Source organism: Pseudomonas sp. 1 (assembly GCF_056626735.1).
The window spans coordinates 159,654-181,544 of record NZ_JBWXMQ010000004.1 but is presented as its reverse complement, the minus strand read 5'-3'; the positions used below and the strand labels follow the sequence as shown (position 1 = coordinate 181,544).

The following is a 21,891-nucleotide window of genomic DNA, read 5'->3' as shown; positions in this document are numbered from 1 at the left end:
TCCGTTAGCGGTTGCTGGACATGAATTGTTTGCAGCGCGCCGAAAGCGGGTTCTCGAACACCTGCTGTGGCGATCCTTGCTCTTCGACCAGGCCCTGGTGGAGGAACACCACTTCGCTGGAGACCTGACGGGCGAATCCCATTTCATGGGTCACGAGCAGCATGGTGCGGCCTTCTTCGGCCAGTGCGCGGATGACATTAAGTACTTCCTGGACCATTTCCGGGTCAAGGGCGGAGGTGGGTTCGTCGAACAGGATCACCTTTGGCTGCATCGCCAGTGTGCGGGCAATCGCCGCGCGCTGTTGCTGGCCGCCGGACAGTTGCGCCGGGTAGGCGTGGCGCTTGTCGGCGATGCCGACCTTGGCCAGCAGCGCTTCGGCGACTTCGATGGCTTCGGCCTTGCTCTGGCCGAGCACGCGGCGCGGGGCTTCGATGATGTTGTCGAGCACGCTCATGTGCGGCCATAGATTAAAGTTTTGAAATACAAAACCAATCTCGGAGCGCAGGCGATTGATCTGTTTGCCGTCGGCGGCAACCAGTTCGCCATTCTTGGCGGCCTTGAGCTTGAGTTCTTCGCCGGCGACCAGGATCTGGCCCTGGTGCGGGTTTTCCAACAGGTTGATGCAACGCAGGAACGTGGACTTGCCGGAACCGGAGGAACCGAGGATCGAGATCACATCGCCGTCGCGGGCGGTCAGCGAGATGCCTTTGAGCACCTCAAGCTGTCCGTAGCGTTTGTGCAAGTTGCGGATTTCAAGCGCGGGCGTGGCCTCAGCCATGTGCGTTCCTCATATATGTTGCGCTCCTGCTGTTGGTTGGCCTTCCTGGCGAGGCGGCCAAGCTAGCATAGCGTTTCAATGGCAGCCAACAGCGCTACGAGCGGTAAACGGATGGCGTGTGGCAGGTTGTCGCATCGGCGCAGCAGACTGTCGCCCCATCAACAACCGAACGGGTGTTTGAACGTGGATTCCCGTGGGTGTCGCGTAAAAAAAGGCGCGATGTTGCCACCTTTGGCGGGGTGTTGGAAGCGCTAACCGGCCGAACGTTCCTCATTCGCCCTTTTATTGTGCATCCCGTACTTTTTCAGTGTGTTTCTGGTGCGCTGATTCGTTTGAAAAGTGGGTCGCAGGGTAACGCTTTGGCGAAAGGCCATTATTCTCAATGACTTGCGATGACTGTCCGGTCGCGCTGAAAACCGCAGGCCAGAAGACTTTGAAACATTTTGGCGCAATTATTGCGTGCAGAATTCGGAACGCCCCGTTGGATTCTTTTTACGAGAAGGAACGCCAGACGGGCCGGACGCCATCGCTTTCCTCGCAAAGGTAGTTTCAATGAGCAGTACCCAAAGCTCCAATGGCCTCGAACAGGGGCTCAAACCGCGTCATGTGACCATGCTGTCGATCGCCGGGGTGATCGGTGCAGGTCTGTTCGTAGGCTCCGGCCATGCCATCGCCGCCGCCGGTCCCGCTGTTCTGCTGGCTTACGCCGCTGCTGGCGCGCTGGTTGTGCTGGTCATGCGCATGCTTGGCGAGATGGCTGTCGCCTCGCCTGACACTGGCTCGTTCTCGACTTACGCCGACCGTGCCATCGGTCATTGGGCCGGTTTCACCATCGGCTGGCTGTACTGGTGGTTCTGGGTTCTGGTGATTCCGCTGGAGGCCAACGCCGCCGCAACCATCCTGCACGCCTGGTTTCCGAGTGTGGAAATCTGGGCATTCGCGCTGATCATCACCATGCTGCTGACCGTGACCAACCTGTTCAGCGTGAAAAACTACGGTGAGTTCGAATTCTGGTTCGCCCTGCTCAAAGTCGTGGCGATCATTGGTTTCATCATTCTCGGCGTCGCGGCCATTTTCGGCTTCCTGCCGAACAGCCAGGTCAGCGGCGTTTCGCACATCTTCGACACCCAGGGCTTCCTGCCGAACGGCATGGGCGCGGTGCTGGGCGCGATCCTGACCACCATGTTCTCCTTCATGGGTACCGAGATCGTGACCATTGCGGCCGCGGAATCGAAGAACCCTGGCAAGCAGATTTCCAAGGCCACCAACTCGGTGATCTGGCGGATCGGCCTGTTCTACCTCGTATCGATCTTCATCGTTGTGGCTCTGGTGCCATGGAACGATCCTGCGCTGGCCAGCCTCGGTTCCTACCAGACCGTGCTTGAGCGCATGGGCATCCCGAATGCCAAGATGATCGTCGACATCGTGGTACTGGTCGCTGTGACCAGCTGCCTGAACTCGGCGCTGTACACCTCTTCGCGCATGCTGTTCTCCCTCGGCAAACGTGGCGATGCTCCAGCCATGTCGACCCGCACCAACAAGAGCGGCACCCCCTACTGGGCGGTGATGCTGTCCACCGGCGCGGCGTTCCTGTGCACCTTCGCCAATTACGTGGCCCCGGCAGCGGTGTTCGAGTTCCTGCTGGCCAGCTCCGGCGCCATCGCACTGCTGGTGTACCTGGTGATCGCGATTTCGCAACTGCGCATGCGTAAACAACGCGTGGCTCGCGGCGAGAAAATCGTCTTCAGCATGTGGCTGTTCCCGGGCCTGACCTACGCGGTGATCGTATTCATCGTGGCGGCCCTGACCATCATGCTGTTCCAGGAAGCCCACCGCGTGGAAATCCTCGCGACCGGCCTGCTGAGCCTGGTGGTTGTCGCGACCGGCCTGCTCGTGGCACGCCGTCGCAAGGCAGAAAACCGTGGTGCGGTGGTGTTGAACTGATCCGTATCGCGTCATGCAAAACGGCCGCTGTCAGCGATGACAAGCGGCCGTTTTTGTTTGCGGGCGAGGTTTATTCGCTCTTTTCTTCCTGCGCTTCGAGCGACTGGCCGTAGGTGTCCAGTGCCTTCCCGAAATCGGTGATGAACTGCGGCTCGCTCAGCCAGGCCTGGGCGGTCTCGCGATCCATTCCGTCGGCCCACATGCGGTAGTCGATCAGCATGTCGGCGGCCAGGTGAGTGGCGGCCATGCCTTCGTCGTCAGCATTTTCCATGTCCAGCAGTTCAGGATGGTCGACGATGATGAACGCCAGCTCCCGCAGCAGGGTCAGCAGCATTTCGTCGCGGCTGACGGCTTCGGCGTCGCGCATTTTGCTGAACATCGCCAGGGTGTATTCCGGGATCGGCTCCGCCAGGTGACCGTGGTCATCGTCCAGGGCCAGAGGTTTGCGGCCGACCATGCGGATCTGCTTGGCTTTGGCCTTGGCGCGTTTGGCGCGTTTCTGCTGCTTGTTCAGGGATGCCATGGGAACTCAGTTTTTCTGTTGGGTTTGTGCGGCGATCGCGTCGGACGCTGCCACATAGTCTTTCTGGAAATCAGGCGACTCGATCCAGGCCAGGGCGCCGGCTTCGTCGGTCTCGGTGGACCACTGGCGGTACTCGATCAGGGCGGCGAGGATGAAATCCATCGCGCCTTCTTCGCCTTCCTGCTCGTACACCAGCTCCAGCAACGGGTCTTCGAGGAACGCGGTGCACATGGCCTGCTGGCTGATCTTCCCGGCGTCGATCATTTTCTTGAACAGTTCGGTCAGGTCCACCGATTCGAAATCGATGCGGTCGTCGTTCGGGTCCAGCTCGACCGGTGCTTCGGCACGCTTGGTGCGGTTCTGCCTGGCTTTGGTCTTGGCTCGGGCGGCGCGTTTTTGCTGCTTGTTGGCGGAAGCCATGGTGTGTGTTCCGTGGTGCGTTAAAGGGCTTGGCTGCGTGGGATTTTGCGCCCCGGGGTGTCGGAGGCCAGTTCGCCGGTCTGCAGCCAGGTCAGAGCGATGGGCCATAGTGTGGCTTGGTATGCGCTGCGAAAAAAGGCGAAATGTCCGACTTGCTGTTCACCGATGTCCTGCGGCTCGATTCGCAGGTGGGTCCTTTGCGCGTTGTGAAAGTAAGCGAGCAGGCGTTCGATGGCGGCAATCGTGCCGTAGGGATCGTCGCTGATGCTGATTGCCAGGGCTTTGGCCCGGACGTTGGCGAAGGGCAAGTCGGTCATCGTTCTGCCGCTCGGGCGCCGCTCATAACGTGCGTCCGGCGTGCTCCAGTCGCGCACCACGCCGGCGGGGGTGTCTTCCAGCCAGCCAAGTCGTTTGCCCGGAAAGTAGCCACAAAACAGCGTGACCAGTGGCATCAGCAGATGCCATTTGCCGAACATCCGCCAGCGGTGCTCGGGCGCGTAATCGCGCCAGTAAGCGAATTGCGCGCCGACCGTCACCAGTTGCCGGATTATCTTCCCGGACGCCCCCAGGCCTGCTGCGCAGCCACCGAAGCTGTGCCCGACCACATCGATCGGCTGCCCGGGGAACTCCCGCTGCGCGCGTTTGAGCATCGCCTCGAAATCCAGCGCGCCCCAATCCGTCCATGAAGCCTGCAAATGCCTCATCGATTTCGGTCGTGATTCACCAATGCCCCGGTAGTCGTAAATGATCACGTCGAAGCCGTTGGCGAAAAGGTACGCCGCGAAGCGCGAATAGTGACGGCAGCGCACGGACGTGGCGGCGTTGATGATTACCACTGGGCGTTGTGGGTCTGGTGAGGCGTGACGCCAGGTGAAACCGCCGAGCAGATAACCGTCGGCGGCAGGTTCCTGAAAGGGGGCGTCCTGAACATCGCTTGCGAGTGTGGTTCTGTTCCGGGCAGCTTCCAGTGCGTGCGTGTCTTGAAAACCCATGGCTCTCGACCTTCGCGGAGTAGCTGCCAACGATAGTCCCAGCTGGCTCGGTGAACAATCCGTCGGCGATCAATCAGCCGTCTGATCGCTCAAGCGCTCTTCCAGCAGCGTGTGTTCCCGATTCAACTCCGCTCTTAACTCCTCTTCGCTCGGCAGCACCAGTTTGTAGCTGCTGGCGAACAGTTGTTCATTACCCTTGAGGATCGTGTAGCGCGCCACCGATTCATTTTGTTGGGCACAGAGAATGATCCCCACCGTTGGCCCGTCGCCCTCGCTACGTTTGAGGTCGTCGTACATGCGGATGTACATGTCCATCTGGCCTACGTCCCGAGCACTGAGTTTGCCGCGCTTCAGATCGAGGATGACGAAGCATTTGAGCAGGTAGTTGTAGAACACCAGGTCAATGTAAAAATCATCGTCGCCAGCGCTGATGCGTTGCTGGCGACCGACAAAAGCGAAGCCTTTGCCCAGCTCAAGGAGAAATCCCTGGAGCTGGTCGATCAAGGCTTGCTCCAGTTCGGATTCCTGAAGCTTGCCCGGTGATGGCAGGCCGAGAAATTCCAGCAGGACCGGGTCGCGGATGAATTCCCGGGGATTGCTTTTCATCGCGGCAATGTTGGTTGCGGCCTCTGCATAGACGTCGGTTTTGTCTCGACTCATCAACAGACGTTCGTAGTAGAGGGTGTTGATCAGGCGATCGAGGGCGCGGCTTGACCAGTTTTGCGCAGCGGCTTCGTTCATGTACCACTGCCGGGCGGGTTCGCTTTCGACCTGCAATATCCTGCGGTAATGGGTCCAGCTCAATTCGAGACGCAGTGCGTCTCGAATTGGAAAGAGCTGATAAAACTGCCGCATTTTTCGAAGATTGGTAACGTCGAAGCCTTTCCCAAAGTCTGCAGTCAGCTCCTTCGCCAGCGTAGCCAGAAGCTGTTTTCCGTACCCCGCACGCCGGGCTCCCTGTTGCTCGAACTCGACAATGTGTCGCCCGATCTGCCAGCAGGTCTGGACTTGAATTGTGTCGACCGTTCGCAGCACTTTCTGCCTGGCCTCGCGTATCAGGTCGCCCAGATCGCCCAGCAGCGACTCAAGTTTTGAATCTTGTGGTTCAGCCGTTTCCAGTTGGCTCATCAGGTCTTCCGGCTCGGGGTGAACAGAAGCAAGAGCATGCCAATTGTTCAGGGCCTGGGGATGCCGGCCGTGTCTGATGCCACTGAAGGAAGAGTGGGCGGGTTTTGCGAGATCAGGCTGACGGAGTCCGCGAACGAGGAGTACGGCGTGTAGTCCTTTTCGTATCAACCGCAACTCCCAATCGTTCTAAAACCCACCCCGCAAGACAAAATCTAAAGAGAGGTAACGATTGGGTTCCGCGAGAGCCCGGGAGTCGTCCTCATGAAACGTGTTCTTTCATTCGTGCTGCCCGTTGCCGCTGCTGCGGTGCTGCTGTTTCCGGTCATGGCGCAGGCTGCGAGTCTGGAGCCGATCGACAGCTCCGCTGTGCAGGCTCAGCAGCAAGAACAAAACGGCGTTCGCTATCTGGCTGGCGGGATTGGCGAAGATGAGTCGAAAGCCATTCAGCAATCCGCGGGCTACAACCTGCACATGACGTTCGCCGTCGGCATGCAAAACCAATACACCGCCGATGTCGACGTGATGATCCAGAAAGCTCCGGGCCAGACCGTGCTGACGCTGAATCAGACCGGGCCATTGGTCTACGTGCAGTTGCCGCCCGGCAAATACATGGTCGTGGCGACCCGCAATGGTGAAACACGCCGGGATGCGGCCGAAATAGGCGGCGGTGCTGCGCGCAATCTGGTTTTTCACTGGAATGACAACAGCTAGTAGCGTTACCGGTCGCGCCGGGATGGCGTGACCGTTGCCGTGCGGCCCAGCCAGATCAATACCCATGCTGCGCCCGACAGGAAGAGGGCGAGGAGGCAATGCGTGGCGATGGCAAACCAGAAGTTGGCGGGTTGTGTGGTCAACGAATACACGGCGAAGTGTTTGCCGCGAGCCAGGTTGCCGATGCGTCCCTGAATCAAACCGTCCACGGTTTCATAGGCGATCAGGCCGGTACACAGCATGAACACCAAGCCGAGAGCGATCATCAGCCAGTCGGTGCGTTTTATCGGTGGAGCGGGATGGGGGAGGGGAACGCGGGTTCTTTTCTGGTTCATCGCGCGGATGACCCTCTTGCGTAAGGGTTGAGCAACGTATCGCGATTTCCGGTCTGCAAGAAGGGCGGAATCGGGCCACCGTCAAATCGCAGGCATAAAAAAACCCTGAATCTTGCGATTCAGGGTTTTCGGTATTTGGTGCCCAGAGACGGAATCGAACCGCCGACACGGGGATTTTCAATCCCCTGCTCTACCGACTGAGCTATCTGGGCAACGGGGCGCATTAAAAGGGTTTTTCGGATTTACGTCAACGACTTTTTTAAAATTTCTTAAATTAATTCCGTCGCTTACGAAATCCGGGGGTTATTCGGCTGGCGGAACGTAGCCTTCGGCCTGAGCGTATTCCTCGCCGGAGAAGTACTTGTCCATTTCGCCCTGAAGAAATTTGCGGTCTTCGGCGTTCATCATGTTCAGGCGTTTTTCGTTGATCAGCAGGGTCTGGTGTTTCTGCCAGTCGGCCCAGGCCTTGGCCGAGACGTGTTCGAAAATGTCCTGGCCCTTGGCGCCCGGGTACGGTGGGCGCTCCAGACCTTCGAGTTGTTCTTTGTATTTGCGGCACATTACGGTGCGGGTCATGTCGACTCTCCTGCATTCAAGACGGCGGCCGCGCGTTCGAGCAAGGTCTTGACCGGGGCGGCGAGGCCCAGGCGCGGCGGGGTGGCGAGGTTATACCAGAGCCAGTCGGCCTCGGCCACGTGACCGCCGACCTCCTGCACCTGAACCAGCCAGGGTTCGATGGACAGCTGGAAGTGGCTGAATGTGTGGACAAGGCTTGGCAACGCCTGCCGCTCACCCAGTTCCAGCGAGTGCTGCACGGCGAGGTGTTGCAGGTCGTCGAGGTCATCGAGCTCCGGCAGGCTCCACAAACCGCCCCACAATCCGCTGGACGGTCGACGATAAAGCAGAATTGCGCCGTCCTCGTTGGCCAGCAGCGGCATCAGCGTGCGTTTCTGCGGGATCGCCTTGCGCGGCTTGGGGATCGGGTAACGCGTCTCCAGGCCGAGCAGGTGCGCTTCACAGCCCTTTTTCAGCGGACACAGCAGGCAGCTCGGTTTACTGCGGGTGCACAGCGTGGCGCCCAGATCCATCATCGCCTGGGTGTAGGCGTTGACCCGATCCTGCGGCGTGAAGCGCTCGGCGTTGGCCCACAGCTGTTTCGCGACCTTAGGCTCGCCGGGGTAGCCTTCCTGCGCGGTAAAGCGCGCCAGCACCCGTTTGACGTTGCCGTCGAGAATCGGCGCACGCAGGCCCATGCTGATGCTGGCGATCGCGCCGGCCGTGGACAGGCCAATGCCCGGCAGTTCGGTGAGCTTCTCGACATCCCGGGGAAACTCGCCGCCGTACTGGCTGACGACGATCTTCGCGGTCTTCTGCAGATTGCGCGCGCGGGTGTAGTAACCCAGGCCCGTCCACAAGTGCAGCACTTCATCCTCCGGCGCTTCGGCCAGGGCTTCGACCGTCGGCAGCGCGGCCATGAAGCGGTCGAAGTAATTGAGCACGGTGCTGACCTGGGTCTGCTGCAACATGATCTCGGACACCCACACCCGGTACGGGTTGATGTTCTGTTGCCAGGGCAAATCATGGCGGCCGTGGCGGTCGAACCATTCCAGCACCGCCGTGGAAAACTGCTCCGCTCTCATCGCTTGAACAGCCCCTTCAATGCGTTTTTCAGTTCCGGGCTGACTTTGTCGCCCAGTTTCTCGTCGATTTTTTCGCTGAGCTTGTCGCCGGCCATTTTGGTCGCGACCTGGCCCAGGCGCTCGTTGTCCACGCGGCAGGCCTTGGCGCCCAGTTCCAGCGGGCCACGGCAGCGCAGCGGCCATTCGATGCCGACGAACTTCTCGCCGACCTGGCAGGCCGGATCCGGCATGGCACTGGTATCGCCTTCGACGATGATGCCGACGCGGTAATCCATGCCCAGCACCTTGAGGTCGATATCGCCGTCACCGTTGACGCTCATGCCGGGGATGCGCACTTTCAAGTCCGGGTTGCTGGCCACGCCGTTGCGGAAGGTGAGGTTGCCCTTGAGTTCCTGGAACGGCGTGTCCTTGCCGCGCGGCTCACCGCTCAGGGATTTGCGGTTGAGCGTGGCGATGCCCTTGCACAGTTGCTGCTCAAGGTTGGCGTTGAGCAATACGCCATTGTTGATCACAAAACTGGCGTTGCCGTTGAGGGTGTCGATCAGCGCCTGCTGGCTGTTGCCGCTGCCGGTGACGGTACTGGTGAGATTGACCAGACCTTTGACCGGCGGATTCTTGCCCTGGCTTTCGAGGATTTTCTCCACCGGCACCCGGTTGATCCGGGTTTGCAGGTTCAGCACCGGCGCTGTCTGGCGGACATCCAGCGTGCCCTTGGCTTCGAAGTCGCCGTTGTACAGCTCGCCGCGCAGATTTTCCAGGGTCAGCAGGCCGCCCTGGCCGGTGGCTTTCAGTGCGGCGTTCTGGATCGGCAGCTTGTCGAGGGTCAACTGGCCGAAGGTCAGGTCGGCGTTTACGTCCAGTTTGCTCAGGCGCTCAACCGGGAACAGGCGCTCGGTGCTCCAGGCGCTTTTGCTCGGTTTTTCCGGCAGCGGTGTGCTGCCGGCACCGGCCATCGCATCGGCCTCGGTGTTGGCAACTTCGGCCTGGCGGACCTGGGTGGCGTTGTTGGCTTTCTCCGATTTCGGCGGCAGGTAGCGGTCGACATTGAAGGTGTCGGCCTTGAGGATCGCCCGCAGCGATTGCTTGGCGAAATCTTCGACGGCGATGCGGCCGCTGAAGCTGCTGTCGTCGAGTTTCAGGTTGATGTTGTCCAGCGAAACGCTGGTCGGCGTCGCGGCGACACGGCTGACCAGTTCAACCTTGCTCAGGCTGCCTTCTGCCATGGCTGGCAAGGTCTGACCGATGCTGTCGAAGAATTTCGCCAGGTCGAACTGGGCAATGGAAATCCCGCCGGTGATCTGTGGCGTCTTGTCCAGGTCGTTGGCTTTCAGCTCGCCCAAGGCACGCAGCTGATTGACCGACAGCTTGATGCCGGTCCATTCGGCGACGTTGGCGGCCTTGTCCAGCAACAACTGGCCTTGGGCGGCGAAGGTCACGGTTTTGCCTTGCAGCGGATCGCCGGCGACTTCGCCGGAAAGCTTCAGGTCTTCGAACTTGTAGCGTTGCAGGGCGCGCTCGAAGCGCAGCTCGCCGTTGAGCTCGGTGCGCACCCGCAGCACTGGCTGATTGGTGCCGAGAAATGCGGTGGCCTTGACCGGGATGTTGGTCGAGTCGTGGACCGCGCCGGTGCTCAGCTGAATGCTTTCGGCGCTGAATTGCTTGCCGGTCAGCTCGTCGTTGTATTCCACGCGGGCGTTGTTGACGGTCAGGCTGTCGATGTCGAGGCGGATCGGCTGGGCCGGTTTTTCCGGTTGCGGGGTGGTCTCGGGTGCGGTTTCGGCGGTGGTGGTCGGTGCCGGTGTGCTGCCGGCCTTGGGCGGCACCTTGCCGATGTCTTCCCAGTTGCCGTGACCATTCTTGTCGCGATTCAGGCGCAGGTTCAGGCCTTCGACGCGCACATCGCTCATCTGGACTTCGCGGCGCAGCAGCGGCAACACGCGCACGGACAGGCCGAGCATCTGCAGGTCGGCAAACGGTTCGGCAGGCTTGGCCAGAGTCGCGACGCTGGCCTCGTGCAGTTCCAGGCCGAGCCACGGGAACAGGCTCCAGCCGATGTCGCCATTGAGCGTCAGCTCGATGTGGGCCTTGTCGCGGGCAATCTGGCGGATCTCGTCTTTGTAGTCGTTGGGATCAAACAGGTGGGTCAGGGCGAAGCCCGCCGCCACAATGATCAGCAACAGCCCGAGAAGTACCAGACCCAGGATTTTGCCGAACGCTTTCATGGGCGAGTCCTTGTAAGTAGTCGAATTCGTGATTTAGCCGGGGAGTATAGCGCTGCATCAACCCTCGCTGTTGCGGTGCCCCGTCAGCCCGCTGAACCGTGATGTACAGCGCTTCGACAACGATCGGCATCGGGGTTCCCCGGCGTCAGGAGATCAGATGACCCAAAAAAGGTGATGTCAGTTTGGTTTTTCTGTCACGTGCAAATGGTAACCTTCGCCCGTTCGTCCGCCCATCTGCGACTTAACGTCGCGCTTTCAAGGAGCTTCACCCGCAAAAAAACGGTCATGCCTGCGTGCATAAAGGCCGGGGGTGAGCAGTGGCTGGCGAACCATACTAATAATTGGGGGATACATAATGAGCACGACCATTACGGCGGACGGCTTCAAAGCCGATCAGCCCGGGTTCCTGTCCAAGGAACGCATCATCGCCAAGCCCGGTTTCAACCGTTGGCTGGTTCCGCCGGCCGCTCTGGCCATTCACCTGTGCATCGGCATGGCCTACGGCTTCTCGGTGTTCTGGTTGCCGCTGTCCAAGGCGCTGGGCGTGACCGCTCCGGTGGCTTGCGCACCGGACATGAGCTTCATTGCACAAGTCTTCTCGTCGCAGTGCGACTGGCCGATCTCCATGCTCGGCTGGATCTACACCCTGTTCTTCATCTTCCTCGGCTGCTCGGCAGCGATCTGGGGCGGCTGGCTCGAACACGCAGGCCCGCGCAAGGCTGGCGTTGTATCGGCTCTGTGCTGGTGCGGCGGTCTGCTGATTTCTGCGCTGGGGATCTATACCCACCAGATCTGGCTGATGTGGATCGGCTCCGGCGTGATCGGCGGTATCGGTCTGGGCCTGGGCTACATCTCACCGGTCTCGACCCTGATCAAGTGGTTCCCGGACAAGCGCGGCATGGCGACCGGCATGGCGATCATGGGTTTCGGTGGCGGCGCGATGGTTGGTGCTCCACTGGCAACCGCATTGATGAGCCACTTCGCTTCGCCGACTGGCGTGGGCGTATGGCAGAGCTTCGTGGCCATGGCTGCGATCTACTTCGTGTTCATGATCGGAGGCGCTCTGGCCTACCGCGTTCCGCCAACCGGCTGGAAGCCTGAAGGCTGGACCGCGCCGGCGAAAAAAGCATCGAACGCGATGATCACCCACCGTCACGTTCACGTGAACGTGGCCTGGAAGACCCCGCAATTCCGTCTGGTGTGGCTGGTGCTGTGCCTGAACGTGTCCGCCGGTATCGGCATCCTCGGCATGGCTTCGCCGCTGTTGCAGGAAGTGTTCGGCGGCAAGCTGCTGGGCAACGACCTGCCGTTCGGTCAGCTGGACGCCGGTCAACTGGCTTCCATCGCTGCCATTGCAGCCGGTTTCACCGGTCTGCTGAGCCTGTTCAACATCGGCGGTCGCTTCTTCTGGGCGTCGTTCTCGGACTACCTGGGCCGCAAGAACACTTACTTCGTGTTCTTCGCACTGGGTTTTGCGCTGTACGCGCTGATCCCGAATCTCGGTCACCTGGGCAACGTTGCGCTGTTCGTGGCGGCGTTCTGCATCATTCTGTCGATGTACGGCGGTGGTTTTGCGACCGTGCCGGCGTATCTGGCCGACCTGTTCGGTACGCAAATGGTCGGTGCGATCCATGGTCGTCTGCTGACTGCCTGGGCCGCCGCCGGCGTGCTGGGTCCGGTGCTGGTGAACTACCTGCGTGAGTATCAGCTGAGCATCGGCGTTGAACGCGCCGCCGCTTATGACATCACCCTGTACATCCTCGCCGGCCTGCTGGTGCTGGGCTTCCTGTGCAACCTGCTGGTGCGCCCGGTGGCCGACAAGTACTTCATGACCGACGCCGAACTGGCTGCCGAGCAGGCGCTGGGCCACGACAAGGGGGCTGACGCCAGCACCGTGCTGGAGTGGAAAGCTGCGCCGGGCAGCAAGCCACTGGCGATCGCTGCGTGGCTGGTGGTGGGGATTCCGTTGGCGTGGGGTGTGTGGGTGACCCTGCAGAAGACGGCGGTTCTGTTCCACTAAGACGCTGAAATTGCCGGCCTGATATCTCAGGCCGGCACCAACACCTGTGGGAGCGAGCTTGCTCGCGAAGAGGGTAGATCAGTCGACATCGTTGTCGGCTGACCCACCGATTTCGCGAGCAAGCTCGCTCCCACATTTGTTTTCAGGCTGCCTGTAATGGCTTGTATGGACATGTCTACCCGCGACGGCCGGGGGTTCTATCCGTCAGTCATTGCACCTCTCGTGTTTCTGTTTCGGCCCCGCGCCCCTATAATGGCTGCCTTTTTCGCCCAATGATTTTGCGGAGCTGGTGATGGCCGAACGTAAGGCGTCTGTCGAGCGCGACACTCTGGAAACCCAGATCAAAGCCTCGATCAACCTTGATGGCACCGGAAAGGCCCGATTCGATATCGGTGTTCCTTTTCTTGAGCACATGCTGGACCAGATCGCCCGTCACGGGTTGATCGACCTGGATATCCAATGCAAGGGCGATCTGCATATCGACGACCACCACACGGTGGAAGACGTCGGTATCACCCTCGGCCAGGCCTTCGCGCAAGCCATTGGCGACAAGAAAGGCATCCGTCGTTACGGCCACGCCTACGTGCCGCTCGATGAAGCGCTGTCGCGCGTGGTGATCGACTTCTCCGGCCGCCCGGGCCTGCAGATGCACGTGCCGTACACCCGCGCCACCGTCGGCGGCTTCGACGTCGACCTGTTCCAGGAATTCTTCCAGGGCTTCGTCAACCACGCGTTGGTCAGCCTGCACATCGACAACCTGCGCGGCACCAACACCCACCACCAGATCGAAACCGTGTTCAAGGCTTTCGGCCGCGCGCTGCGCATGGCTGTCGAGCTGGACGAGCGCATGGCCGGCCAGATGCCTTCGACCAAAGGCGTCCTGTAATGCAGACCGTTGCAGTTATCGATTACGGCATGGGCAACCTGCACTCGGTGGCCAAGGCCCTCGAGCACGTCGGTGCCGGCAAGGTGCTGATCACCAGCGACGCGGCAGTTATCCGCGAAGCCGACCGGGTGGTTTTCCCCGGCGTCGGCGCGATTCGCGATTGCATGGCGGAGATCCGTCGCCTCGGTTTCGACTCGCTGGTGCGTGAAGTCAGCCAGGATCGTCCCTTCCTCGGCATTTGCGTCGGCATGCAAGCCTTGCTCGACAGCAGCGAAGAGAACGACGGCGTCGACTGCATCGGCCTGTTCCCGGGCGCGGTGAAGTTCTTCGGCAAAGATCTGCATGAAGACGGCGAACACCTGAAAGTCCCGCACATGGGCTGGAACGAAGTGAAGCAGGCGGTGGATCACCCGCTGTGGCACAACATTCCGAACCTGGCGCGCTTCTACTTCGTGCACAGCTACTACATCGCCGCCGGTAACCCGCGGCAGGTGGTCGGCAGCGGTCATTACGGTGTCGATTTCGCTGCGGCGCTGGCCGAAGGTTCGCGTTTCGCCGTGCAGTTCCACCCGGAAAAGAGCCATACCCATGGCCTGCAATTGCTGCAGAACTTCGCCGCGTGGGACGGTCGCTGGTAAATGGCCGTCAAGAAATCCAGGCCGCCGATCCTGACCCTCACGCCTGAGCAGGAGAGTGAGGCCAACCGCAAGATTCAGCGGTTCATGGAGGATCGTTTCGAACTGGACCTGGGTTCGTTCGAGGCGGCGGAAATTCTTGAGCTGTTTACCCGCGAAATTGCTCCGCACTATTACAACAGGGCGATTTTCGATGTGCAGACCCACCTCAAGGAGCGGTTTGAAAGCATTGAAAGCGACCTGTGGGCGCTCGAGAAAAACTGATTTCCGAGCCAAGCTGAACATTCAAATTTGAAGGTTTGCCAGATGCTGATTATTCCCGCTATCGATCTCAAAGACGGTGCCTGCGTACGTCTGCGCCAGGGCCGCATGGAAGATTCCACAGTGTTCTCCGATGATCCGGTGAGCATGGCTGCCAAGTGGGTGGAGGGCGGTTGCCGCCGTCTGCATCTGGTCGACCTGAACGGCGCTTTCGAAGGGCAGCCGGTCAACGGCGAAGTCGTCACCGCAATCGCCAAGCGCTACCCGACCCTGCCGATCCAGATCGGCGGCGGCATCCGTTCGCTGGAAACCATCGAGCACTACGTCAAGGCGGGCGTCAGCTACGTGATCATCGGCACCAAAGCGGTGAAGGATCCGGCGTTCGTCGCTGAAGCCTGCCGCGCGTTCCCGGGCAAGATCATCGTTGGTCTGGACGCCAAGGACGGTTTTGTCGCCACCGATGGCTGGGCTGAAATCAGCACCGTGCAGGTCATCGACCTGGCCAAGCAGTTCGAAGCCGACGGCGTGTCCTCGATCGTTTATACCGACATCGCCAAAGACGGCATGATGCAGGGCTGCAACGTTCCGTTCACCGCTGCACTGGCGGCTGCCACCAGGATCCCGGTGATCGCTTCCGGCGGCATTCACAACCTGGGTGACATCAAGTCGCTGCTCGACGCCAGGGCGCCGGGCATCATCGGCGCCATCACCGGCCGGGCGATCTACGAAGGCACTCTCGACGTCGCCCAAGCGCAAGCTTTCTGCGACTCGTACCAAGGCTGAGGACTGACCATGGCGCTGGCCAAACGCATCATCCCTTGCCTGGACGTGGATAACGGTCGGGTCGTCAAAGGTGTGAAATTCGAGAACATCCGTGACGCCGGCGATCCGGTGGAAATCGCCCGTCGCTACGACGAGCAGGGTGCCGACGAGATTACCTTTCTCGACATCACCGCCAGCGTCGATGGCCGTGACACAACACTGCACACCGTCGAGCGTATGGCCAGCCAGGTGTTCATTCCGCTGACCGTCGGCGGTGGCGTGCGTACCGTGCAGGACATCCGCAACCTGCTCAACGCCGGTGCGGACAAGGTCTCGATCAACACCGCTGCCGTATTCAACCCGGAATTTGTCGGCGAAGCGGCGCAGCATTTCGGCTCGCAATGCATCGTCGTTGCCATTGATGCGAAGAAGGTTTCGGGCCCGGGCGAAACCCCGCGCTGGGAGATCTTCACCCACGGTGGCCGCAAACCGACCGGCCTCGACGCGGTCGAGTGGGCGAAGAAAATGGAAGGCCTGGGTGCCGGTGAAATCCTCCTGACCAGCATGGATCAGGACGGCATGAAAAACGGCTTCGACCTCGGCGTGACCCGCGCCATCAGCGATGCGCTGGGTATTCCGGTGATCGCGTCCGGCGGCGTCGGCAACCTGCAGCATCTGGCTGACGGCATTCTTGAAGGCCACGCCAGCGCAGTACTGGCGGCAAGTATTTTCCACTTCGGCGAATACACCGTTCAGGAAGCCAAGGCTTATATGGCTCACCGCGGCATCGTAATGCGTTAAACGATACAGGCCAGTGGACAGCATGGCGTACCCAAGGCACTCTTGGGCACGCCATGGATTTCGGTAGCCCGACATGATCAAACGCCTGCTTCTCGCTCTCGCCAGTGCCTCCGTGTTGTTGATCAACACCGGCCACGCCGAAGTAAGTCCCGACACCGATCTGGTGCTTCTTACCGAAAACTTCCCGCCGTACAACATGGCGAAGAACGGCAAGAATTTCGCCCAGGATGAAAACATCAACGGCATCGCCACGGACATCGTGCGCGAGATGTTCAAGCGTGCCGGCATCACTTACAGCCTGACCCTGCGCTTCCCTTGGGAGCGGGTCTACAAACTGGCGCTGGAGAATCCCGGTTACGGTGCGTTCGTCATGGCGCGCCTGCCGGATCGCGAAAAACTCTTCAAGTGGGTCGGCCCGATCGGCCCGGACGACTGGGTCATGCTGGCCAAGGCCGACAGCAAGATCACCCTCGAAACCCTCAATGACGCGCGCAAATACAAGATCGGCGCCTACAAGGGCGATGCCATCGCCGAGACGTTGACCAAACAGGGTCTGAAGCCGGTGGTGGTGCTGCGCGATCAGGACAATGCCAAAAAACTTGTCAGCGGCCAGATCGACCTGTGGGCCACCGGCGATCCTGCCGGCCGTTATCTGGCGCGGCAGGATGGCGTGATCGGGCTGAAAACCGTGCTTCGCTTCAACAGTGCCGAACTGTATCTGGCGCTGAACAAGGACGTACCGGATGCAACCGTTGCCAAGTTGCAAGCTGCGCTGGATCAGATGCGCAAGGATGGCGTGGTCGACGAGATCATGGGGCGATATCTGTAACCGCTGCGGGTTCAGCCGGTGGTTGCGGTTTAACTGCGACCTCCGCCACCGGCGGCTCTTCAGGCTCTTTTGCCGGTTCAGTGACGGTCGGTTCCGCGGGTTCTTCGAGCGGTTCCTTCACGCGTTCGAGTTCAGGCTCGACCGGGCAATCCGTCATATGCAGGCTGTCCATGTCGGTAAAGCTGAAATGACCTTCCACTTGTGAGCCGTCTTCGCGCAACAGTCGATAGTCGCTCTGCAAGACGTAAACCGCCGCGAACCGGTTTTTTGCAACGAGTGCGATGACCTCTGCGTCCGAAGAGTTCACCCATTCGAAAGGTTCTGACTCGGCGTTGAAGAAGCTGTTGTGCAATTTGGCCGAGCAGATGATGACAGGCTCAGGTAAAGACCTGCTTGGTGACCATTGATCGCCGATTTCAATACCTGTGTTACGGCAGAACTTGCGCAACGTCTCCCAGGACTGGGTACGGCCGGCCTTCGATTTGAGCGCTCGGTTCATGTCTGTACTGTTTTGCCCCTGGCCGACAAGCAAATAGCGATCTGTTCTCTCCAGGCTGTAAAACGGTGAGGTGCGCAGTTGTTCAAGGTTTGCCATGAGTGAGTCGTTTACCGCGAACCACGGCAACTGCACCACTCGTGTGATCTTCGCTGGTGTAAGGGCGGCAGAGGCATCGTGCCCGGTGAGTACGGGGGCGGCTGGTGGTGACTCGACCTGAAGGGGAATCTGCATCCGCAAGGCATAGGCGATGATTGGCGACGCAGGCTTGCCGTAGCCGTTTTCGCCAATGAACGTGCCCGGAGCAAAGTAGATTTCCCCTGCGGGCGCTGCGGGAGGCTTGACGCTCCAGGCGCTGAAATCGCGGTCGGCTCCGCTGCCCTTGTCGCTCCAGATCAGGTCGCCGGTACTGGCGGCGATCACCAGGTCGGTGCGCACACAACGAACGGCATTGAAGGACGGCTTGCTGCGGTCGTTGGAGCACACCAGCCCGAGAGCCACGTAACCTTGCGGAGGGATCGGCCGCCAGACAGAGCAGTCGCCGTTGGCGTTCGAGCCGATATCGTTCCAGACGAGTTGGTAATCATCCGGCCTGCTCAGTGCAGGACCTTTGCCCGGCTCGGTATTTTGCAGATCCCCCTCGCGGACGACAGCCATCACCTTCTTATCGTTGATGTTGTCTCGTCCGGCGACAACGAGATCACCCAACGGAAAATAACCGGGTAGCAGGTCGGGAGCCGGTGTCGGACGCCAGAAACTGCCGGGTTTTGACTTCGAGCCGGTGTTGTCCCAGATCCGGTGGAACTCGGTGGTGAAATTGATCAGCAGGTTTTCAACCGCTATGGGTTCCATCTGCCGAACAGGCAAATGAAGATTGGTTTGGGTGTTCATGATTGATCCCGAATAAAGAAACGGCTCGGTGTGGCCGCGACGGGTCTCAATATCCGGGTAGCGAGGGGGCTGGCTGCGGTATCTATCTATCGCTTCGTGACAGCTTGTTACCGATAAACGCCGTCTTTCCCATGAGCGGCGGTGGCCCGATTGCTGCGCACGCTGATCATCTGCTTGATGTCGATCCACTCGATGCCTTGAGCTTTCAATTTCGGCAGCTCGCGCTCCAGCACGGCCAGGGTCTGCGGATAGGGATGGCCGATCATCACTGCCGAACCCTGTTTGTGCGCCAGGTTGATTGCGGTCTGCAATTGGGTCAGGATCGCCGCTTCGGTGCGCTCATCATCGAGAAACACATCCCGCGAAACGCTCGCCAGATCGATCTTCTGCGCCTGTTGCGCTGCGACGGTCTGCGCGCTGGTGCGACTGTCGACGAAGAATTTGTGGCGGCGCTGCAACTCGCCCATCAGCCACGCCATCGCCACTGGTTGTGCGGTCATGCGGCTGCCCATGTGGTTGTTGATACCTGCGGTGTACGGGACCATTTTGAACGCGGCGTTCAGCCGTTTTTCCAGCTCTTCGATCGGCAGTTCGGGATGCCAGGCGAACGGACCGGTGGCCGGGTCCATCGGCATGTGCAGGATCACGATCTTGCCGGCGCGATGGGCTTCGCGGGCGAATTCGGTGGCGTGCGGGGTGTCGGGCATGATCGCCGTGGTCACCGGCCCGGGGAGGGCCAGCACGCGGCGATCCCGGGGCAGGTTCTGCCCCAGGTCGTCGATGATCAGTGTCAGGTAGGCTTTTTGAGGTGTTGGTCTGGCAGGTTCTGCATGAGCAGCACCCGCCAGACAGCACAGCAGGACGAAGAGAAAACGCAAAGACATCCTCAACGGCCGGACGTGATGCTCAGGCCTTTGAGCAGGCTCAGGGCCTGGGCCAACTGGTAATCGTCATCCTGCGGCATCGCCTTGGCCTTGCCGCCCGAACCGGTTGGACGGTCCGCGCCGCCGTTGCCGTTGCCCAAGTGGCCTTGCAGGTCGGCTTCCTTGAAGTAGTCGCCGTCTGCCTCGTTGGTGATCTTGGCCTTGCGTACCTCGATGTCCGGGACGATGCCCTGGGCCTGAATCGAGCGACCGTTCGGCGTGAAGTACAGCGCAGTGGTGATCTTCAGCGCGCGGTCGTTGTTCAGTGGCAGCACGGTCTGCACCGAGCCCTTGCCGAAACTGGTGGTGCCCATGACCACGGCGCGTTTCTGATCCTGCAGGGCGCCGGCGACGATTTCCGAGGCCGAGGCGCTGCCACCGTTGATCAGCACAACCATTGGCACCGCTTCGCTTTCGTCCTTGCCGGTGGCGGAGAAGCGCAGTTCGGAGTTGGCGATCCGACCCTTGGTGTAGACGATCAGGCCTTTGGTGATGAAGTGGTCGACCACTTCCACCGCGGCCTGCAACACGCCGCCCGGGTTGTTGCGCAGGTCGAGGATGATGCCGTTGAGCTTCTTGCCGTTGTCCTTGCGCAGTTTGGCCAGGGCCTTGGAGACCTCTTCGCCGGTCTTGACCTGGAACTGGGTGATGCGGATCAGGCCATAACCCGATTCCAGCAGTTGCGCCTTGACGCTCTTCACCTGAATCACGGCGCGAGCAAGGGTCACGTCGAACGGCGTGCCGCCGTCGCGAACCAGGGTCAGGGTGATCTTCTGGCCGATCTTGCCGCGCATCTTGTCCACGGCTTCGGTCATGGTCTGGCCACGGGTCGGCGCGCCGTTGATCTTGACGATGAAGTCGCCGGCCTGGATGCCGGCCTTCGACGCCGGCGTGTCGTCGATTGGCGACACGACCTTGATGAAGCCGTCTTCGGCGCCGACTTCGATGCCCAGGCCGCCGAATTCACCGCTGGTGCTTTCCTGCAACTCGGCGAAATCCTCGGGACCAAGGTAGGCGGAGTGCGGATCAAGGTTGCTGAGCATGCCCTTGATCGCGTTTTCCAGCAGGGTCTTGTCGTCCACCGGTTCGACATAGGCGGCCTTGATCCGGTCCATGACCTCGGCAAAGGTGCGCAACTCTTCCAGCGGCAATGGCGCCTTGGAGGTCGCGGCAGTGCCTGCCGGAGCGACAGCCGGGGCCGGTTGAGCGGCAAACGCCAGAGGCGCGCCGATCACCAGGGCGATCGTCAGGGCCAGCGAGGTAAGGCGGGACAAATGCAGCATGTCGAACGAACTCCTAATTTAGGTTGCCCGCGCTTATCCTTGCGCGCGGCACCATTGCGCCGGATCACTCGGGTGACCCTGCTGACGAATTGCGAAATACAGCGCCGGAGTGTCCTGGCCGCCACTGTTACCCACAGTGGAGATGGACTCGCCGGCCTTAACCACGTCACCCGCCGACTTCAGTAGCGTCTGGTTGTGACCGTAAAGACTCAGAAAACCGTTGCCGTGGTCGAGGATCACCAGCAGCCCGGCGCCGCGCAACCAGTCGGCAAACACCACGCGCCCGCCGTGTACGGCATGCACCTGGCTGCCGGCGGAGGCGCTGATCATCACGCCGTCCCACTTGGTGCGGGCATCGTCGCCACGGGTTTCGCCGAAGCGTGCCAGCAGTCGACCATCAACGGGCCATGGAAGTTTTCCCCGACTAGACGCAAAAGGGCCACCGAAGGTCTCGCCGCCGCTGGACACCAGGGCGCCGGGAGTCGATCTGACCGGTTTGCGTGGGGCGTCGGTGTTTTCCGCCTCGGCCTCACGCAAGCGCTTTTTTTCGGCTTCCTGCTGGGCGATGAGCGCTTTCTGCCGCGCTTCTTCTGCCTCACGGGCCTGGCGGGCCAGGGTTTCTTCAATGGTTTTAAGGACTTTAGACAGGTCTGCCTGATCCTGCTCGCGGGCAGCCAGTTTCTGGTCCCGGGCTTTCACGTCTTCATTGAGTTTGGCGAGGGCCTGCTGGCGCTCCTTGCGGACCTTGTCGAGCGCTTCGCGCTGAGTGTCGAGATCGCTTTGCTGCGCCAGCAATTGCGCCTGCTGCAAGCCGATGTCCTTTTCGACATTGGCCAGTTGGCGCAGGGTTTCGTTGAAGCTTTTCAGCTGCTCCAGGCGAGCCTGGCTCAGGTAGTCGTAATAGGTGAGGGTGCGGGCGAATTTCTCGGGGTTCTGCTGGTTGAGCAGCAGCTTGAGGTATTCCTGGCGACCATTCTGGTAGGCGGCGCGGGCCTGGATGGCGATCAGTCGCTGCTGTTCAGTGCGCGCGCTCTGGAGTTTTTTTTTCTCCGCATCGAGCCGCTGCAGCTCGGATTCGCTCTTTTTCAGCTCTTTCTGCAGGGCTTCGACCTGTTTCTCGAGCTTGCCCATCTCGGTTTCAGTGCCCTTGAGCTCCTTTTGCACGCCGGATTTTTCTTCCTGGAGCTTGCCCAGCAGTTTTTTCAGCTCGGCGATGTCCTGGCGCGTGGCGTCCAGTTGCTGTTGGGTTTGCGCGCGCTCATCCGCGAAGGCCGGTTGGAGCAGGCATGTCAGAGCGAGGGCGATCAGGACGCGAAGCATAGAGGCGGGCGGCACCAGGGTAAGGGACGGCCTAGTATGCCCGCCCGACGCGGCAAAAAAAACGCCCAATTGGGACTGTGTGATAACTGGG

Annotated in this window: 22 protein-coding genes and 1 tRNA gene; 9 read left to right on the top strand and 14 right to left on the bottom strand. The window is 60.6% G+C overall.

All coding sequences use genetic code 11. The annotated features are described in order from the left end of the window. Window positions 1-4: 4 nt before the first annotated feature. Window positions 5-778 (bottom strand): ABC transporter ATP-binding protein, encoded by a 774-nt coding sequence (locus AC1MDC_RS08175; protein ID WP_007897462.1) that lies wholly within the window; start codon window positions 776-778, stop codon window positions 5-7. A gap of 552 nt (window positions 779-1,330) precedes the next feature. On the opposite strand from AC1MDC_RS08175, the gene gabP reads away from it, so the two are divergent. After that, a complete protein-coding gene (gabP, locus tag AC1MDC_RS08170) occupies window positions 1,331-2,722 on the top strand; it encodes a GABA permease (RefSeq protein WP_085698043.1) in 1,392 nt (463 codons plus the stop codon). A 70-nt stretch (window positions 2,723-2,792) separates the two neighbouring features. Here gabP and AC1MDC_RS08165 read toward each other — a convergent pair whose 3' ends face one another. From AC1MDC_RS08165 to AC1MDC_RS08150, 4 genes are all read right to left on the bottom strand, one after another. Beyond that, on the bottom strand, window positions 2,793-3,245 hold the full coding sequence (locus AC1MDC_RS08165; protein ID WP_085698044.1) for a hypothetical protein: 453 nt from the start codon (window positions 3,243-3,245) through the stop codon (window positions 2,793-2,795). Window positions 3,246-3,251: 6 nt separating this feature from the next. Beyond that, window positions 3,252-3,665 (bottom strand): hypothetical protein, encoded by a 414-nt coding sequence (locus AC1MDC_RS08160; protein WP_480392814.1) that lies wholly within the window; start codon window positions 3,663-3,665, stop codon window positions 3,252-3,254. A 20-nt stretch (window positions 3,666-3,685) separates the two neighbouring features. After that, window positions 3,686-4,657, bottom strand: coding sequence for an alpha/beta hydrolase family protein (locus AC1MDC_RS08155; RefSeq protein WP_480392813.1), 972 nt, complete (start codon window positions 4,655-4,657; stop codon window positions 3,686-3,688). A 69-nt stretch (window positions 4,658-4,726) separates the two neighbouring features. Further along, on the bottom strand, window positions 4,727-5,785 hold the full coding sequence (locus tag AC1MDC_RS08150) for a PDDEXK nuclease domain-containing protein (protein ID WP_480392812.1): 1,059 nt from the start codon (window positions 5,783-5,785) through the stop codon (window positions 4,727-4,729). A 261-nt stretch (window positions 5,786-6,046) separates the two neighbouring features. Here AC1MDC_RS08150 and AC1MDC_RS08145 point away from each other — a divergent pair, with 261 nt between their 5' ends. Continuing rightward, a complete protein-coding gene (locus AC1MDC_RS08145; protein WP_480392811.1) occupies window positions 6,047-6,496 on the top strand; it encodes a carboxypeptidase regulatory-like domain-containing protein in 450 nt (149 codons plus the stop codon). 5 nt (window positions 6,497-6,501) lie between these two features. Here the strand turns inward: AC1MDC_RS08145 and AC1MDC_RS08140 are convergent, their stop codons facing one another. The 5 genes from AC1MDC_RS08140 to AC1MDC_RS08120 all read right to left on the bottom strand — a co-directional run bounded on the left by AC1MDC_RS08140 (window position 6,502) and on the right by AC1MDC_RS08120 (window position 10,693). Beyond that, entirely contained in the window at window positions 6,502-6,762 is a 261-nt protein-coding gene (locus tag AC1MDC_RS08140) for a hypothetical protein (protein WP_480392810.1), read from the bottom strand. A 205-nt stretch (window positions 6,763-6,967) separates the two neighbouring features. Further along, a tRNA-Phe gene (locus AC1MDC_RS08135) sits at window positions 6,968-7,043 on the bottom strand. Between the two features lie 91 nt (window positions 7,044-7,134). Continuing rightward, on the bottom strand, window positions 7,135-7,407 hold the full coding sequence (locus tag AC1MDC_RS08130) for an oxidative damage protection protein (RefSeq protein WP_007952551.1): 273 nt from the start codon (window positions 7,405-7,407) through the stop codon (window positions 7,135-7,137). Beyond that, complete coding sequence (mutY, locus tag AC1MDC_RS08125) at window positions 7,404-8,471, bottom strand: A/G-specific adenine glycosylase (RefSeq protein ID WP_480392809.1); 1,068 nt, start codon at window positions 8,469-8,471, stop codon at window positions 7,404-7,406. Before mutY ends, AC1MDC_RS08130 begins: the two co-directional genes overlap by 4 nt. Further along, a complete protein-coding gene (locus tag AC1MDC_RS08120; RefSeq protein WP_480392808.1) occupies window positions 8,468-10,693 on the bottom strand; it encodes an AsmA family protein in 2,226 nt (741 codons plus the stop codon). Before AC1MDC_RS08120 ends, mutY begins: the two co-directional genes overlap by 4 nt. A 355-nt stretch (window positions 10,694-11,048) precedes the next feature. On the opposite strand from AC1MDC_RS08120, the gene AC1MDC_RS08115 reads away from it, so the two are divergent. The 7 genes from AC1MDC_RS08115 to AC1MDC_RS08085 all read left to right on the top strand — a co-directional run bounded on the left by AC1MDC_RS08115 (window position 11,049) and on the right by AC1MDC_RS08085 (window position 16,887). Continuing rightward, a complete protein-coding gene (locus AC1MDC_RS08115; RefSeq protein WP_085611172.1) occupies window positions 11,049-12,713 on the top strand; it encodes an OFA family MFS transporter in 1,665 nt (554 codons plus the stop codon). 292 nt (window positions 12,714-13,005) lie between these two features. Further along, window positions 13,006-13,599: an imidazoleglycerol-phosphate dehydratase HisB gene (hisB, locus tag AC1MDC_RS08110; RefSeq protein WP_039764670.1), complete on the top strand. Its 594-nt coding sequence runs from the start codon at window positions 13,006-13,008 to the stop codon at window positions 13,597-13,599. Further along, window positions 13,599-14,237: an imidazole glycerol phosphate synthase subunit HisH gene (hisH, locus tag AC1MDC_RS08105; protein WP_085698054.1), complete on the top strand. Its 639-nt coding sequence runs from the start codon at window positions 13,599-13,601 to the stop codon at window positions 14,235-14,237. The genes hisB and hisH overlap by 1 nt, the downstream gene beginning before the upstream one ends. Next, window positions 14,238-14,498 carry a DUF2164 domain-containing protein gene (locus AC1MDC_RS08100; RefSeq protein WP_056787227.1) on the top strand — a complete coding sequence of 87 codons (261 nt, stop codon included), beginning with the start codon at window positions 14,238-14,240 and terminating at the stop codon, window positions 14,496-14,498. Window positions 14,499-14,540: 42 nt separating this feature from the next. After that, entirely contained in the window at window positions 14,541-15,278 is a 738-nt protein-coding gene (gene hisA / locus AC1MDC_RS08095; protein ID WP_085698056.1) for a 1-(5-phosphoribosyl)-5-[(5-phosphoribosylamino)methylideneamino]imidazole-4-carboxamide isomerase, read from the top strand. A 9-nt stretch (window positions 15,279-15,287) separates the two neighbouring features. After that, window positions 15,288-16,058 carry an imidazole glycerol phosphate synthase subunit HisF gene (gene hisF / locus AC1MDC_RS08090; RefSeq protein WP_007897430.1) on the top strand — a complete coding sequence of 257 codons (771 nt, stop codon included), beginning with the start codon at window positions 15,288-15,290 and terminating at the stop codon, window positions 16,056-16,058. Between the two features lie 73 nt (window positions 16,059-16,131). Continuing rightward, entirely contained in the window at window positions 16,132-16,887 is a 756-nt protein-coding gene (locus AC1MDC_RS08085; protein WP_085702709.1) for a substrate-binding periplasmic protein, read from the top strand. On the opposite strand, the gene AC1MDC_RS08080 is transcribed toward AC1MDC_RS08085, so the two are convergent. The 4 genes from AC1MDC_RS08080 to AC1MDC_RS08065 all read right to left on the bottom strand — a co-directional run bounded on the left by AC1MDC_RS08080 (window position 16,868) and on the right by AC1MDC_RS08065 (window position 21,800). Continuing rightward, window positions 16,868-18,274, bottom strand: coding sequence for a Vps62-related protein (locus AC1MDC_RS08080; protein ID WP_266201145.1), 1,407 nt, complete (start codon window positions 18,272-18,274; stop codon window positions 16,868-16,870). The two genes, AC1MDC_RS08085 and AC1MDC_RS08080, sit on opposite strands and share 20 nt — an antisense overlap. A 107-nt stretch (window positions 18,275-18,381) precedes the next feature. Then, a complete protein-coding gene (locus AC1MDC_RS08075) occupies window positions 18,382-19,158 on the bottom strand; it encodes a divergent polysaccharide deacetylase family protein (RefSeq protein WP_480392807.1) in 777 nt (258 codons plus the stop codon). 2 nt (window positions 19,159-19,160) lie between these two features. Next, window positions 19,161-20,480: a S41 family peptidase gene (locus AC1MDC_RS08070; RefSeq protein ID WP_085698060.1), complete on the bottom strand. Its 1,320-nt coding sequence runs from the start codon at window positions 20,478-20,480 to the stop codon at window positions 19,161-19,163. 33 nt (window positions 20,481-20,513) lie between these two features. Beyond that, window positions 20,514-21,800: a murein hydrolase activator EnvC family protein gene (locus tag AC1MDC_RS08065; protein WP_085698061.1), complete on the bottom strand. Its 1,287-nt coding sequence runs from the start codon at window positions 21,798-21,800 to the stop codon at window positions 20,514-20,516. Between the last annotated feature and the right edge of the window lie 91 nt (window positions 21,801-21,891).

Bases quoted from the DNA above. Each gene is read 5' to 3' on its own strand.
- AC1MDC_RS08175 (WP_007897462.1), bottom strand. From the start codon at position 778: ATGGCTGAGGCCACGCCCGCGCTTGAAATCCGCAACTTGCACAAACGC.
- gabP (WP_085698043.1), top strand. From the start codon at position 1,331: ATGAGCAGTACCCAAAGCTCCAATGGCCTCGAACAGGGGCTCAAACCG.
- AC1MDC_RS08165 (WP_085698044.1), bottom strand. From the start codon at position 3,245: ATGGCATCCCTGAACAAGCAGCAGAAACGCGCCAAACGCGCCAAGGCC.
- AC1MDC_RS08160 (WP_480392814.1), bottom strand. From the start codon at position 3,665: ATGGCTTCCGCCAACAAGCAGCAAAAACGCGCCGCCCGAGCCAAGACC.
- AC1MDC_RS08155 (WP_480392813.1), bottom strand. From the start codon at position 4,657: ATGGGTTTTCAAGACACGCACGCACTGGAAGCTGCCCGGAACAGAACC.
- AC1MDC_RS08150 (WP_480392812.1), bottom strand. From the start codon at position 5,785: ATGAGCCAACTGGAAACGGCTGAACCACAAGATTCAAAACTTGAGTCG.
- AC1MDC_RS08145 (WP_480392811.1), top strand. From the start codon at position 6,047: ATGAAACGTGTTCTTTCATTCGTGCTGCCCGTTGCCGCTGCTGCGGTG.
- AC1MDC_RS08140 (WP_480392810.1), bottom strand. From the start codon at position 6,762: ATGATCGCTCTCGGCTTGGTGTTCATGCTGTGTACCGGCCTGATCGCC.
- AC1MDC_RS08130 (WP_007952551.1), bottom strand. From the start codon at position 7,407: ATGACCCGCACCGTAATGTGCCGCAAATACAAAGAACAACTCGAAGGT.
- mutY (WP_480392809.1), bottom strand. From the start codon at position 8,471: ATGAGAGCGGAGCAGTTTTCCACGGCGGTGCTGGAATGGTTCGACCGC.
- AC1MDC_RS08120 (WP_480392808.1), bottom strand. From the start codon at position 10,693: ATGAAAGCGTTCGGCAAAATCCTGGGTCTGGTACTTCTCGGGCTGTTG.
- AC1MDC_RS08115 (WP_085611172.1), top strand. From the start codon at position 11,049: ATGAGCACGACCATTACGGCGGACGGCTTCAAAGCCGATCAGCCCGGG.
- hisB (WP_039764670.1), top strand. From the start codon at position 13,006: ATGGCCGAACGTAAGGCGTCTGTCGAGCGCGACACTCTGGAAACCCAG.
- hisH (WP_085698054.1), top strand. From the start codon at position 13,599: ATGCAGACCGTTGCAGTTATCGATTACGGCATGGGCAACCTGCACTCG.
- AC1MDC_RS08100 (WP_056787227.1), top strand. From the start codon at position 14,238: ATGGCCGTCAAGAAATCCAGGCCGCCGATCCTGACCCTCACGCCTGAG.
- hisA (WP_085698056.1), top strand. From the start codon at position 14,541: ATGCTGATTATTCCCGCTATCGATCTCAAAGACGGTGCCTGCGTACGT.
- hisF (WP_007897430.1), top strand. From the start codon at position 15,288: ATGGCGCTGGCCAAACGCATCATCCCTTGCCTGGACGTGGATAACGGT.
- AC1MDC_RS08085 (WP_085702709.1), top strand. From the start codon at position 16,132: ATGATCAAACGCCTGCTTCTCGCTCTCGCCAGTGCCTCCGTGTTGTTG.
- AC1MDC_RS08080 (WP_266201145.1), bottom strand. From the start codon at position 18,274: ATGAACACCCAAACCAATCTTCATTTGCCTGTTCGGCAGATGGAACCC.
- AC1MDC_RS08075 (WP_480392807.1), bottom strand. From the start codon at position 19,158: ATGTCTTTGCGTTTTCTCTTCGTCCTGCTGTGCTGTCTGGCGGGTGCT.
- AC1MDC_RS08070 (WP_085698060.1), bottom strand. From the start codon at position 20,480: ATGCTGCATTTGTCCCGCCTTACCTCGCTGGCCCTGACGATCGCCCTG.
- AC1MDC_RS08065 (WP_085698061.1), bottom strand. From the start codon at position 21,800: ATGCTTCGCGTCCTGATCGCCCTCGCTCTGACATGCCTGCTCCAACCG.